The sequence below is a fragment of the Arthrobacter methylotrophus genome (assembly GCF_039539965.1).
Lineage (GTDB): Bacteria > Actinomycetota > Actinomycetes > Actinomycetales > Micrococcaceae > Arthrobacter > Arthrobacter methylotrophus.
In genome coordinates, this window is record NZ_BAABED010000001.1 from 835981 (window position 1) to 849919 (window position 13939).

12 protein-coding genes are annotated in these 13939 nt (G+C 61.3%); 8 read left to right on the top strand and 4 right to left on the bottom strand.

Annotated elements, in window-relative coordinates; translation table 11 throughout:
• Window positions 1–3: 3 nt before the first annotated feature.
• Window positions 4–1224, top strand: a complete 1221-nt coding sequence (locus ABD884_RS04215) for a pyridoxal phosphate-dependent aminotransferase (RefSeq protein WP_028264965.1) — start codon at window positions 4–6, stop codon at window positions 1222–1224.
• Between the two features lie 50 nt (window positions 1225–1274).
• Window positions 1275–2129 (top strand): polyphosphate kinase 2 family protein, encoded by an 855-nt coding sequence (locus ABD884_RS04220; protein ID WP_028264964.1) that lies wholly within the window; start codon window positions 1275–1277, stop codon window positions 2127–2129.
• A 33-nt stretch (window positions 2130–2162) separates the two neighbouring features.
• On the opposite strand, the gene ABD884_RS04225 is transcribed toward ABD884_RS04220, so the two are convergent.
• Entirely contained in the window at window positions 2163–2420 is a 258-nt protein-coding gene (locus ABD884_RS04225; protein ID WP_345037536.1) for an exodeoxyribonuclease VII small subunit, read from the bottom strand.
• Window positions 2421–2423: 3 nt separating this feature from the next.
• Window positions 2424–3725 (bottom strand): exodeoxyribonuclease VII large subunit, encoded by a 1302-nt coding sequence (gene xseA / locus ABD884_RS04230; RefSeq protein ID WP_345054522.1) that lies wholly within the window; start codon window positions 3723–3725, stop codon window positions 2424–2426.
• Window positions 3726–3996: 271 nt separating this feature from the next.
• On the opposite strand from xseA, the gene ABD884_RS04235 reads away from it, so the two are divergent.
• Window positions 3997–4887, top strand: coding sequence for a hypothetical protein (locus ABD884_RS04235; RefSeq protein ID WP_345037541.1), 891 nt, complete (start codon window positions 3997–3999; stop codon window positions 4885–4887).
• Window positions 4884–5969, top strand: coding sequence for a 4-hydroxy-3-methylbut-2-enyl diphosphate reductase (locus tag ABD884_RS04240; RefSeq protein ID WP_345037547.1), 1086 nt, complete (start codon window positions 4884–4886; stop codon window positions 5967–5969). Before ABD884_RS04235 ends, ABD884_RS04240 begins: the two co-directional genes overlap by 4 nt.
• A 36-nt stretch (window positions 5970–6005) precedes the next feature.
• Here ABD884_RS04240 and ABD884_RS04245 read toward each other — a convergent pair whose 3' ends face one another.
• Window positions 6006–7217 carry a DNA recombination protein RmuC gene (locus tag ABD884_RS04245; RefSeq protein WP_345037553.1) on the bottom strand — a complete coding sequence of 404 codons (1212 nt, stop codon included), beginning with the start codon at window positions 7215–7217 and terminating at the stop codon, window positions 6006–6008.
• 115 nt (window positions 7218–7332) lie between these two features.
• On the opposite strand from ABD884_RS04245, the gene ychF reads away from it, so the two are divergent.
• From ychF to ABD884_RS04265, 4 genes are all read left to right on the top strand, one after another.
• On the top strand, window positions 7333–8418 hold the full coding sequence (gene ychF / locus ABD884_RS04250; RefSeq protein ID WP_028264958.1) for a redox-regulated ATPase YchF: 1086 nt from the start codon (window positions 7333–7335) through the stop codon (window positions 8416–8418).
• A gap of 283 nt (window positions 8419–8701) precedes the next feature.
• A complete protein-coding gene (locus ABD884_RS04255) occupies window positions 8702–10477 on the top strand; it encodes an ABC transporter family substrate-binding protein (protein ID WP_345037558.1) in 1776 nt (591 codons plus the stop codon).
• A 176-nt stretch (window positions 10478–10653) separates the two neighbouring features.
• Window positions 10654–12195 (top strand): ABC transporter permease, encoded by a 1542-nt coding sequence (locus tag ABD884_RS04260; RefSeq protein ID WP_345037564.1) that lies wholly within the window; start codon window positions 10654–10656, stop codon window positions 12193–12195.
• Window positions 12192–13286 (top strand): ABC transporter permease, encoded by a 1095-nt coding sequence (locus ABD884_RS04265; protein ID WP_345037572.1) that lies wholly within the window; start codon window positions 12192–12194, stop codon window positions 13284–13286. Before ABD884_RS04260 ends, ABD884_RS04265 begins: the two co-directional genes overlap by 4 nt.
• A 21-nt stretch (window positions 13287–13307) precedes the next feature.
• On the opposite strand, the gene ABD884_RS04270 is transcribed toward ABD884_RS04265, so the two are convergent.
• Complete coding sequence (locus ABD884_RS04270) at window positions 13308–13937, bottom strand: PH domain-containing protein (protein WP_345037577.1); 630 nt, start codon at window positions 13935–13937, stop codon at window positions 13308–13310.
• Window positions 13938–13939: the final 2 nt, after the last annotated feature.

Sequence of the window (13939 nt, forward strand, 5' to 3'; positions counted from 1 at the left end):
TGAATGGCAGAATTCAAGCAGTCCACCAAGCTTCATAATGTCCTTTACGACATCCGTGGACCGATTCTTCAGGCCGCCCAGCAGATGGAGGCAGAGGGTCACCGCATCCTCAAACTGAATATCGGAAACCCGGCACCGTTCGGATTTGAAGCGCCGGACGCGATTTTGGTGGACATGATCCGCCACCTGCCCCATGCCCAGGGATACAGTGACTCGCGCGGTATCTTCTCGGCACGCACTGCCGTCTCGCAGTACTACCAGACCCGCGGCATCCAGAACATTCACGTTGACGACATCTACCTCGGCAACGGTGTCAGCGAGCTCATCACCATGTCGCTCATGGCCTTGCTGGAAGTGGGGGACGAAATCCTCATCCCCACTCCCGACTACCCTCTCTGGACAGCTTCGGTGGCGCTGGCCGGCGGCCGTCCGGTCCACTACTTGTGCGACGAGGAATCAGGCTGGCAGCCGGACCTTGAGGACTTGGAATCCAAGATTACCTCCCGCACCAAGGGCATCGTGGTCATCAACCCGAACAACCCCACGGGCGCGGTGTACCCGGAGGAGACCCTGAAGAAGATCGTGGCCCTGGCCGAAAAGCATGGCCTCGTGGTGTTTGCCGACGAGATCTACGAGAAGATCCTCTACGAAGACGCCGTCCACGTGAATCTTGCCGGACTCACCGGCGATGACGTCCTATGCCTGACGTTCAGCGGACTGTCCAAGGCCTACCGGGTGTGTGGCTACCGCGCCGGCTGGATGGCCATCTCCGGTCCCAAGAAGGACGCCGCCGACTACCTTGAAGGCATCAACCTGCTGGCCAACATGCGATTGTGCGCCAACGTGCCGGCACAGCATGCTATCCAGACCGCACTGGGCGGCCACCAAAGCATCAAGGATCTGATTCTGCCCGGCGGCAGGCTCCTCGAACAGCGGAACAAGGCCTACGATCTGCTGAACGCCATTCCAGGCGTTAGCACCCAGCAGGCCAAGGGTGCGCTGTACTTGTTCCCGAAGTTGGACCCTGAGGTCTATCACATCCGTGACGATGAGAAATTCGTCCTCGACCTGCTCAAGGAGCAAAAGATCCTGGTTTCGCACGGGCGCGCCTTCAACTGGGTGCGTCCGGACCACTTCCGCATGGTGACGCTGCCGAACGTCAAAGATATTGAAGAAGCGATCGGCCGCATGGCGGACTTCCTTGAGCGGTACCAAGGCAACTAGCCTAAGTGGATCGCCGCCATCAGCGCGGCCACACTAGAGGAGAAGCCGAAATGGCTGGGGCAACGGAGTTTACCAAGCAAGTATCAACGGTCTTGAAGGTCGGGGCCGGATTCTCGCTCGACGCGGTTGACCCCGAATCGACGCCCGGCTACAAAGGGAAGAAGCCTAACGGGGTTGCTTTGCTGGCAGCACAGGACGATCGTTTGGACGTCTTGCAGGAGATGCTCTTTGCCCAGGGAAAGTTTGGCAGCCAGAAGCGAGTGCTCCTGATCCTCCAAGCCATGGACACCGCCGGCAAGGGAGGGATTGTCGAACACGTCGTGGGATCGATGGATCCACAGGGAGTGAGGGTTGCTCCGTTCAAGACGCCGACTGAGGAAGAGAAAGCCCACGACTTTCTTTGGCGGGTCGAGAAAGCCTTGCCCGACGCCGGTTTTGTTGGAGTTTTTGATCGCTCGCACTACGAGGACGTGCTGATCCATCGCGTGCACGGTTGGGCCGACGAGGCCGAACTGGAACGGCGCTATGGAGCCATCAACGAGTTCGAGGCGCGTCTGGCCGAACAGGGCACCGCGATCGTCAAGGTCATGCTGAACATCAGCCGCGATGAACAGAAAACGCGACTTCTGGCACGTTTGGACGACCCGTCCAAACATTGGAAGTACAACACGAGCGATCTCAGGGAACGGGCGCTCTGGGACTCCTATATGAAGGCCTATCAACTCGTTTTCGAGAAGACCTCAACCGAGGTGGCGCCGTGGTACGTGGTTCCGGCGAACAAGAAGTGGTTTGCGAGGATCGCAGTCCAGGAGCTTCTTCTGGAGGCGCTTGGAAAGCTGGATCTCAGCTGGCCGAAAGCCAATTTCAACGTGTCGGCCGAACGGGCGATGGCCGTCCAATCCTAGGAGGCCGGGGCACGTTCTTGGCGCGCATGACGTTCAACGCGTGGCCGCGTCGTCTTCGCCACTGTGCAGGGCCGCGGCGAGCCTCCTGCGGGCACCTTCCAGCCATTCTTCGCAGCGCTTTGCGAGGGCTTCTCCGCGTTCCCATAGCGCGAGTGATTCCTCGAGGCTTGCTCCGCCGGCTTCGAGGCGGCCGACCACGCCCATGAGCTGTTCGCGGGCTTCCTCGTAGCTGAGGGCGTCCAGGTTCTCTGTTGTTGCTTTGGCCTCGGGGGAGGCGTTCTCTGCCGTCATTTCTCAATCCTCATTCTGCTGGTGGTTGCTTGGGTGTCCGGCGGCTCCGGAAGATACAGCGGCGAGGCGGCCTTCCGCCAAACGCAGGGTCAGTTCAGTACCGCCTGGCGCTTGCTCGGGGCTCCGGACCACGTCGTGGCCGAGGCCGTCCGCTCCCGCAAGCTGCACCACGGCGTAGCCTCGGTCCAGCGTTTTTTGCGGGGACAACGCCCGCACCTGGGCGCGCAGGTGGTGCACCTGGTCGAGTGCGCGCACGACGGCGGAGCTCACCGCAGTGTGGGCATGCCTCCGGAGCCGCTCGACGTCCTCTTCCCGGGCTGTGACCATTCCTTCCGGAGATGCCAACACGGGGCGTGACCTCAACGCGTGAAGTCGGTCCGTCTCTCGGTCCACCAGACGGCCCACGCTGCGGTGAAGTTGCTCACGGGCTTGCCGGACCCTCGCCAGCTCCTCGGCGACGTCCGGCACGATCCGTTTCGCGGCGTCGGTGGGCGTTGACGCCCGCAGATCGGCGACATCGTCCAGGATCGGGTGGTCGGCCTCATGCCCAATTGCGCTGACCACGGGCGTAGTCGTTGCAGATACTGCCCGGACCAGCTCTTCGTTGCTGAACGGAAGCAGGTCCTCCAGGGCTCCGCCGCCACGGGCGATCACGATCACGTCCACGTGGGGATCGGCGTCGAACTCCTTGAGCGCCGCCAGGATCTGGCTGACTGCGGTGACACCCTGGACTGCGACCTCGCGGACGGCGAATTCGACGGCGGGCCAGCGGAGGGCAGCATTGCGGAGGACGTCTTTCTTGGCGTCCGAGTCGCGGCCGGTGATGAGTCCGATCCGGTGGGGGAGCAGGGGCAGCCGTTTCTTCCGCGACTCGGAGAACAATCCTTCGGCGGCAAGGGCCTGGCGCAGGCGTTCGATTCTGGCGAGGAGATCGCCAAGACCTACCGGACGGATGTCCTTGATCGACATGTTGAGCCGTCCGGTCTTAAGCCAGAATTCGGGTTTTACCAAGGCGACAACGCGTGAGCCACGCTCCAGCGGCACCTTCTGGCGGTCCAGGACGTTGGACCACAGTGATGCCGGCAAGGAGATTTCAGCGTCGGTGTCCCGCAGCGTGACGAAAGCACTGCTGCCACGACGGTTGAGCTCGATGACTTGACCTTCGATCCACGCGGCGGGAGCCCGCTCAATATGGGTCTTCAGCTTGCGGGACAACAATTGCAGCGGCCAGGGGTTCTCCGGGCTGGTCTCCGATGCCGTGGCAGGCAGGGTGGACTCTTCCTCGGGGGAGCTTCCCCTGGGCAACGCCGATGACGTGCCGCCGGGTACGGCATCATAGGACACGCGGGTAGCCTCCTGATGGTGGCTGATGCATGGTTCCGTCCTCGCTGGTACTTTGCTAAGGGCTGGTGGAAGCACCACAGCTAGCGGTGCTGTTGAATGCCTTGCTATTGAAAGCTTGCTACCGAAACGCCGGCGGCAGGCTTCCAACTCTATCCAAACCTTTAGCATGCATGGCCGACAATTAATCATCGTCCACTCATCGTCGCCCGCTTGGAACCGTTGCACGCCAAACTTGAGGAACCCCTTGCGCTCGTTCGTCTCTGCAATCGCAGTGATCTTTGCCCTTCTGCTCACAGGAATCGCCGTCCCCATGGCATGGACGGACGCCAACATCGTCCGGGAAGACGGGTTCGTGGCGCTCACGTCCTCGCTTGGAAAGAACGAGGCATTCCAGGCCCGACTCGCCGCTACCGCCGTCGGAAGTCTTGAATCCAAAGTCGAGCTGCCTGCTCCTGTGGAACAACTTGGCGCCTCGTTCCTCAAGGATGCGGCCACCGCAATGTCAAAATGGCCCGAATACCCCCAGGCATGGAATGAAACCGTGCGCCGGAGCCATCAGCTGAATTTCGCCGGAAGTGCCGGTTCTGAAAACTCAAACGCGGGAACCTCCCTGGTGCTCGACGTCGGACCTTTGACGAAGCTTCTCGCGGACCGGCTGGCCGTGACAACAAAACTCTCCATTGAGCCGCCCCAATCCACCCTGATCAACATCGGAGGCCCTGCCCAGCGGCAGCAGGTAGACAGTGTCGCGGCGTATGCGCCGATGTGGTGGATCCCGGCCCTCGGCGCCATCCTTTTGCTTGGACTTGCGCTGATGTCCGCGAGGCGCAGGGGCGCGGTTTTCTTGTTCACAGGACTGGGAGTGGCCGCACTTGCCGGTCTGTGGCAAGCAGCCGCTACGGTGCTGAAGGGCGCAGGAGACGCAGGCCTGGGCGGAACTGCTACCGGCGCGCTGTTCGCCCGGGAGTTGGTCGCAGCATCCGCGGACAATTTCACTGGCTGGATCACTATCGCCGCGGTCGCCGGGGGAGTCCTAGCGCTGGTCGGCCTGATCATTCTGATCCTGGCACCCAAAGCCAGGCCGGGTATGCGGGGGAGCGCTGCCGGTAGCATGGAGGGATGAGCAGCTCAGCAGTCTCCATTCCGATGCCCTCTGTCCCGCGTAGGCGCCGGACGCCGGAAGAGGTGCTGGCTGCCGCGCCAGTAACCGGTGCCAAACGGGTCCTGCTCGCGGCACCGCGCGGATATTGCGCAGGAGTCGACCGCGCTGTCATTGCGGTGGAGAAGGCGTTGGAACACTATGGGCCGCCCGTGTACGTGCGCAAGCAGATCGTGCATAACGTGCATGTGGTCACCTCCCTGGAGGAAAAGGGAGCCATCTTCGTCGACGAGACGGATGAAGTGCCCGAAGGCGCGTTGGTGATCTTCTCTGCTCACGGCGTGTCCCCGGCCGTCGTGCAGTCGGCCGAAGACCGCGGCCTGCGCACCATCGATGCGACGTGCCCCCTCGTCACGAAAGTCCATCGCGAAGCCGTCCGCTTCGCGAAAGACGATTACGATATTCTCCTGATCGGCCATGACGGGCACGAGGAAGTGGAAGGCACGGCCGGCGAAGCCCCGGACCACATCCAGATCATCAACGGTCCGCACGAGGTGGACAAAGTCACCGTGCGGGATCCGGAGAAGACCATCTGGCTTTCGCAAACCACCCTGAGCGTGGACGAGACCATGGAAACGGTCCGAATGCTCAAGGAGCGATTCCCCACGTTGCAGGATCCGCCCAGCGACGACATCTGCTATGCCACCACCAACCGCCAAGTCGCCATCAAGAAGATCGCCCCGCAGGCCGACCTGGTGATCGTGGTCGGGTCGGCGAATTCCTCCAACTCCGTGCGGCTCGTCGAGGTGGCGCTCGAGTATGGTGCGAAGGCCTCCCACCGGGTCGACTTCGCGAACGAGGTCGACGAAAGCTGGTTCGAGGGCGTCGCTACCGTTGGCGTGACCTCCGGCGCATCCGTTCCCGAGGTCCTGGTCCAGGACGTCCTCCGCTTGCTGGCCGACTACGGCTACGGTGCGGTTGAGGAAATCGTGACAGCGGAGGAAGACCTCTTGTTCTCCTTGCCTAAGGAACTGCGCGCCACCCTCAAAGAAGCCGGCGACGTCACCCGTGCTCTGGGCGGACGCGGAAACCGTCCGACGTCCTAGGGGGCTCGTGGCCGACTCCTTGCCGGCCGGCCACTTCTAGGCCGCCGATTCTCCTTCGATGAGTTCGGGTGCGGCCAAGGTCCGCGGCACTGCTTCCACTGCGGGCGGTGACTGCAGGCCTTCTGTGTCCATGGCGTTGAGTTTGCGCGCCGTGGGCAAGACACGGGCCTCCAGCGTTCCGACAAGGGCGTTATAGCGATCCACCGAGGTCTTCAACGACGAACCCAGCTTTCCCACGTTCTCACCAAGGGTGCCCATGCGTTCGTACAGCTGCCGGGCGAGCTCGAAGAGTTCCCGGGCGTTGTCAGTCAAAACGTCCTGGCGCCAGGTGAAGGCAACGGACTTAAGAACGGCCAACAGAGTGCCGGGCGAAGCCAGTACGACGTTCCGGGAGAGGGCGTGGTCCAAGAGTGCCGGGTCCGCTTCGAGCGCCGCCGCCAAGATTGATTCCGCAGGCAGGAAGCAGATGACCAGCTCGGGCGAGTTTCCGGGGATGTCCCAGTATTTCTTGGATCCCAAGGCATCCACATGGGACTTGAGGGCTTTTGCATGAGCCAGCAGCAAAGCATCGGTGCCGGAGCTTCCCGTCACGTTTCCTGCCCAGTGCAGCGCGTTGCCCTGTTCCTGGGCAGCGAGGTAGGACGCCAACGGAACCTTCGCATCCACCACCAACTGCTTCCCACCCGGCAACTGGACCACCAGATCCGGACGGACAGCATTGTCCACAGACGCGGAATGCACTTGCTCATGAAAATCGACGTGCCGCAGCATGCCGGCCGCTTCCACCACCCGGCGCAGCTGGACTTCTCCCCACTGGCCCCGTGCGCTGTTGGATCGCAGGGCAGATGCGAGGGCATGGGTGGAGCGCAGCAGTTGTTCGTCCGACAGCCGGGCTTCCTGGAGCTGTTGGGCAAGCTGCCCGTACTGTTCCAATCGGTCCCGTTCCAGAAGCGATACCTGTTGCTGGACAGCCGTCAGTTTCTCGGCAACCGGGCCAAGGGCACGCAGCACGCTTCCATCCTGGTTTCTGGACTCGTTCAGTTCACGGTTCTGTGACAACAAAAGCCGCCGTTCGGCGTCGGCGGCGGCAAACTGGGCGTTTACCGCGGAAAGGCGGGCCGAGACGCCGTCGAAATCTTCTTCCAGCGCGAGGCTGCGACGCCTGAAGAAGAGGAACCCGGCCACCAGGCCGCCGGCCGCTCCGAGAAGAAGCATGAACAACGCGAGAATCACTGCAAAACCATCCATGTCCCCAACCTTGGCACAGGGGCCGGACAATATACGGAAGGTGAACCGGCGGCACCACCGTCCTGGGTTCTTCCGCAAAGCGGACAAGGGCACTCAACGGGTAGAATCAATGCTCGTGGCTCTTACTATTGGCATCGTCGGACTGCCCAACGTCGGCAAATCAACTCTTTTCAACGCACTGACCCGCAACCAGGTGCTGGCAGCGAACTATCCGTTCGCCACCATCGAGCCCAACGTTGGTGTCGTCAACCTGCCGGACCCGCGCCTGCAGAAGTTGGCGGAGGTCTTCGGGTCCCAGCGCCTCCTGCCGGCCGTTGTCTCGTTCGTGGACATCGCCGGGATCGTGAAGGGCGCCTCCGAAGGTGAAGGCCTGGGCAACAAGTTCCTCGCGAACATCCGCGAGGCAGAAGCCATCGCCCAAGTCATTCGTGTCTTCGATGACCCGGACGTGGTCCACGTCGACGGCAAGGTCGATCCGCGCTCCGATATTGAGACGATCAACACCGAGTTGATCCTGGCAGACCTCCAGACGATCGAAAAGGCCATTCCGCGGATCGAAAAAGAAGTCAAGATCAAGAAGCGGGAAGCCGCGGAACTGGCGGCAATCCTGGCCGCCCAGGCCGTGTTGGAACGTGGCGACACCATCTTCTCCTCGGTCAAGAGCGACAAGCTGGAGATGGAGCACCTCAAGGAGCTCAGCCTCCTCACGGCCAAACCTTTCATCTACGTCTTCAACTCGGATGAGGGAATCTTGGGCAGCCCGGAAAAGCAGGAGGAATTGCGTGCCTTGGTGGCGCCGGCAGACTGCATTTTCCTTGATGCCAAGCTGGAATCCGATCTCGTCGAACTCGACGAAGAAGAAGCCCGCGAGATGCTCGAGATGAACGGCCAGGACGAATCCGGCCTTGACCAGCTGGCACGGGTCGGTTTCCACACGCTAGGGCTGCAGACTTACCTGACGGCCGGTCCCAAGGAAGCCCGCGCCTGGACCATCCACCGGGGCGATACCGCGCCCCAGGCCGCAGGAGTCATCCACACGGATTTCCAGCGGGGATTCATCAAAGCTGAAGTTGTCTCCTTCGACGACCTTATCGATGCCGGTTCCATGGCCGAGGCCAAGTCCCGCGGCAAGGTCCGTATTGAAGGCAAGGAATATGTCATGGCCGACGGCGATGTGGTGGAGTTCCGCTTCAACGTGTAGGGGCCGCCATCTTCAGTGATGGGGAATTAACTGACACAAGCCCCGGTTCGCCTTGATCCGGGGCTTGTGCGATGTCAGCTGGATCATTGAACCACTTGGACGTCCTTCAATGATTGCATATCGATAACAAACTTTACCGACGGGAAACTTTGGCCACAAACATCCGTTCCGGGCGCTAGGCTACTGCTCATGTGAGACTAGCCACAAGCCTGCTGAGGGGGTTGTGGCAGTCTGCCGGAGTCAACAGCACCGGCTTTTTCCACTCAAATACATAGGAGGCGGAATGCGTTTCGGACGTACTTCCAAAGCAGTGGGTATTGCGGCAATCGCCGTGATGGCACTGAGCGCCTGCGCCGGCAACTCCGGTGGCAATACCCCATCCACTGGAGCAGCCAAGTCGGGCGGCACGGCCACCGTGGTCGAGGTCAACGCTTTCAACACCTTCAACCCCAACACAGCCGACGGCAACACGGACATCAACTCCAAGATCAGCTACGCAACGCACTCGGGCTTCTACTACATCGACAACAAGTTGAACGTTGTTCACAACGACAAGTTCGGCTCGATGGAAAAGGTCTCGGACAACCCACTGACCGTGAAGTACACCATCAATGATGGCGTGAAGTGGTCCGACGGTACCCCGGTTTCCGCAGCCGATCTCCTCCTGCAGTGGGCAGCGTTCTCCGGTTACTACGATGACGCCGACCCCAAAGCCAAGACCGGTACCTCGTATTTCTCCTACGCCGGTGACAACACAGGCCTGAGTCTCACGGACTTCCCGGAGATCAGCAACAACAACAAGACCCTCACGCTTAAGTACTCCAAGCCGTTCGCTGACTGGGAGATCGCGCTCGGCGGTCCCGGCATTGACGTTCCTGCCCACGTCCTTGCCCAGAAGGCCGGCCTGAAGGACACCCAGGCCTTGATTGACTTCTTCAAGAGCAAGCCCCGCGGAGACTCCAAGGCACCGCTGCCTGCGGACCCGAAGCTGAAGGCAATGTCGGACATGTGGAACACCGGCTTCGACACGAAGACGCTTCCCGCGGACCCCACCCTGTTCCTCTCAAACGGTCCTTACATCGTCAAGAGCATGAACCAGGACCAGTCCCTCACGATGGTCCGGAACAAGGACTACAACTGGGGACCGACTCCTAACCTGGACGAAATCACCGTCCGATACATCGGTTCGGCACCGGCACAGGTTCAAGCCCTCAAGAACGGCGAGGCGGACATCATTGCCCCGCAGGCTTCCGCTGACACGCTTGACCAGCTCAAGGCGCTCACGAGCCAAGGCGTCACCGTTGACCAGGGCAACCAGCTGGCCTTCGATCACTTGGACCTGAATTTCTCGGGCCCGCTGGCCGACCAAAACGTGCGCACGGCTTTCATGAAGACAGTGCCCCGCAAGGACATCGTCAGCAAGATTGTCGGCAAGCTTGACCCGAACGCGAAGCCGCTGGATTCGCAGATCTTCGTTCCCCAGCAGGCTGCATACGCTGATTCCGCCAAGAACAATGGCTCCTCGGCCTACCAGGACGTGGACATTGATGGTGCCAAGAAGCTCCTGAACGGTGCTACGCCGGAAATCCGCATCATGTACAACAAGGACAACCCGAACCGTGTTGACGCTTTCTCTCTGATCCGCGAATCCGCCACCAAGGCGGGCTTCAAGATCGTCGACGGCGGCCTCGGTGCCTCCGACTGGGGCAAGGCGCTCGGCAAGGGCGGCTACGATGCCACGATCTTCGGTTGGATCAACCCGGGCGTCGGAGTCTCCGGCGTTCCGCAGATCTTCAAGACCGCCGGCGGCAACAACTTCAACCAGTTCAGCAACACCGATGCCGACCAGTTGATGGAGCAGCTCGTGGTCACCACGGACCGCAGCAAGCAGGATGACCTTGAGAAGCAGATCGACAAGAAGATCTGGGACAGCGCATACGGTGTTCCGCTCTTCCAATCGGTGAACGTGGACGCCTACAGCGACCGCATCACGGGCGTAAAGCTCATGCCGAACCAGACCGGTGTCTGGTGGAACTTCTGGGAGTGGGCTCAGAAGTAGGGTCTCAACCCAGCGAGCAACACCGCTAGCCGGGGCGCCGGGACCGAAGAATCATGGTCCCGGCGCCTTCGGGTTGGTACTGAACAGTCTGCTTCCCACCGACCTCAAGCAGGGAAGGGACACGATCCTGCGATAGGCACTGGCGATCCCGGGCCTGGATTTCGAGGTTTCACACCATGTTGACCTATATCGTCCGTCGGCTCGTCACCGCCGCACTCATTCTTCTTGGAGCATCATTCCTGGTGTATCTCCTGACAGCGTTGTCTGGAGACCCCCTGGCAGAGTTCCGGGCCAGCAGCGCACCAAACAGGCAAGCGCTAATGGACTCGCGAACCAATTTGCTCGATCTCGACACTCCCGCACCCTTGCGCTACTTCAAGTGGCTGGGTGGCGCCGCCCAATGCCTGGTGCCTTTTGGAAACGCCTGCAACCTGGGCAAGAACATCGCGGGGCAGCCAATTACGGAGGCGCTCGGCTTCGCGTTGGTTCAGACCCTGACACTCGTCACGGGCGCAACCATTCTGGCCATCCTCATCGGCATCTCGCTCGGTGTTGTCACTGCGCTCCGTCAGTACAGCGCTTTGGACTATGGCGTGACGTTCATGGCCTTCCTGTTCTTCTCCTTGCCGATCTTCTGGGTGGCTGTACTCCTCAAGGAATTCGGCGCCATCGGCTTCAACGACTTCCTGCGAAATCCGGAAATACCACCGGCTGTGGCCCTCGGGATTGGTGCCGTTCTCGGCGTCATCGGCGCAGTGGTCGTCGGCGGGGCAGCCAAGCGCCGGTTGATCGTCGGTGGTTCGGTTTTCGTAGCTGTCTCGCTTGTCCTCTTCTACTTCTCCTTGACGCAGTGGTTCCGCAATCCCGGTTTGGGGCCGGTCATCATCGCCATCCTCGGTGCGGGAATCGCCGTCGGAATCACCATCCTGGTTTCCGGTCTTAAGAACCGGAAGGCGCTGCAATCGAGCCTGATCGTGGTCGGTATCGGCGTCGTCGCCTACTTTGCGGTGCAACCGTTGCTCAATGAAGCAACCGGACTCATGATTTTCCTCCTCGCGATTGCCACCATTCTGGTGGGCGTAGCGGTGGGCTATTTCATGGGTGGCTATGATCGCGGCCAATCGATGCGGGCCGCCGCGATCACCGCCTTCCTGGTCGGGGCCCTCGTCATCGTGGACCGTTTCATGCAAGCCTGGCCCGCCTATTTCAGCAACAGCAGGGTGCGTGGTCGTCCCATTGCCACCATCGGGGCCGGAACCCCGAACATCCAAGGCGATTTCTGGATTTTGTCAACCGACACGCTTACGCACCTTGTCCTGCCGACGGTTGCCTTGATCCTGGTGTCCTTGGCGAGCTACACGCGGTTTACGCGCTCCTCGATGCTGGAAATCATGAACATGGACTTCATCAGGACCGCACGGGCAAAGGGACTGAGCGAACGTTCAGTGATCATGGGTCACGCCTTCCGCAATGCCCTGATTCCGATCGCGACGATTGTGGCCTTCGACATTGGAGCCCTGATCGGCGGCGCCGTCATTACGGAGACGGTTTTCTCTGTTCGAGGCATGGGCTTCCTGTTCATCGACGGACTTCTGCACACCGACCCCAACCCGGTGATGGGTGTATTCCTGTGTGTGGCCGTTACGGCCATGGTCTTCAACCTGATAGCGGACCTCGCTTACTCCGCACTCGACCCACGTGTAAGGATCAAAGCATGAGCCAGCCAACACAAGAGGAAGAACTCCTCGCGCACCAGGCGCTCGCCGAAGCTGCAGCCACCCAAACAGGCAGCGAACTTACCAGCGGCCTCAGCCAGGGCCAGATTGTCCGCAAGAGATTTTTCGGCCACACGGGCGCCCTCATAGGTTTGGCAGTCTTCGTGGCGATTTTCCTGCTCGCGTTCACGTCCGTGGGTGCTTTCGGCCTGCCTGGATGGTGGAAGTACAACTACCTGGACGTCTCGCCGCTCGTCAATGACGGCGCCCCGACGTCGTCCTTGTGGCCCCCCGCCTGGGGCGAGCATCCGTTCGGCCAAGACCGGATCGGGCGCGACCTGTTTGCCATGGCGATGCGTGGCGCACAGCAGTCCATCACGGTAATGCTCCTGATCGGTGGCATTGCGGGTGCGATCGGCGCGATCATCGGGGGACTGGCAGGCTACTTCCGAGGCTGGGTCGAGGCCATCCTCATGCGCCTCACCGACGTCATCATCATCATTCCCGTGCTGCTTCTGGCCGCAGTGGTCGGCCAGATCGCCAGCCGAAGGGACGAAGGAAGTTGGATTGCCGGCTTTGCTTCCAGCAACGGCGTGGTCATCCTGGGTATTTTCCTGGGACTTGTGAGCTGGGTTGGCCTGGCCCGTCTTGTCCGTGGCGAGTTCTTGACCCTTCGTGAGCGGGAGTTCGTGGATGCCGCCCGGATTTCAGGTGCGTCCAATGCCAGGATCATCTTCAAGCACATCCTCCCGAATGCGGTCGGCGTGCTGATCGTCAATGTCACCCTGACGATGTCGGCTGCGATCCTGCTTGAGACGGCCCTCAGTTACCTTGGCCTCGGCGTGCACTCACCCGATACCTCCCTGGGCTTGTTGATCTCCCAGAACCAGGAGGCCTTCGCTACCCGTCCGTGGCTGTTCTGGTACCCGGGTCTGTTCATCATTCTTATCTGCCTCAGCATCAACTTCATCGGCGACGGCCTGCGGGATGCCTTCGATCCGCGGCAGAAGAAGTTCAAAGCCAAGAGCGCCGTCGAAACCAGCCGTCATTCAAGCACGACGGCGCCGCTCACCGATACTCCGAAGGGCGCCTGAGTGGGACCCGCCGAGGGAACCCTATTGCAGGAAGACCGCCCAGTAGCTGGCCGCGGCAAGAATCACCGTGGCCGCTACCCGGAACCATCCAACAGCCACGGCCACCACGGCGTCTTCCGCGCGGCCGGGCTCAATGCGGCCCGACTCCACGAGGTTCTGCCAACGGGTGCGGACCAGGACCGCTGCGATTCCGGAGTCCGTGTTCTTGAGGTCTCCGGGACGAACGGAGCTGCCAGGACCATACGTGGAGCCCGGGAGCCCTTTCAGGTGCTCAGGGCGGGCATGGCGCCCGCCCCAGATGCCGGGGGCCGGCGCAGCCCACGCCGGATATTTCTTCCGCGGAGTTATCAGGGTGAGGGCGTAGCGGGTGTCCACGTGGACCAGGGCGTCCCACGGAACGTCGATGGTCCGGTAGGGATTCTCCAGTGTGACGTGGGTGTCCCGGACCACCACGGCCGGACGCCAGAAAAGCAACCAGCCAAGGAAAGCGACGAAGAGCAGCGGGATAGTGCCCGGAAGCGCACTTGGCCCGGCCACCACGAGCGTCACCAGCACGCCGAAGGTCGCAACTCCCCAGCAAATCCAGGCAAACAGCTTGCTGGTGCGGGCCTTGAAGATTTCGGCATTTCCAGCATGTGGCTCTTGGCTCATGC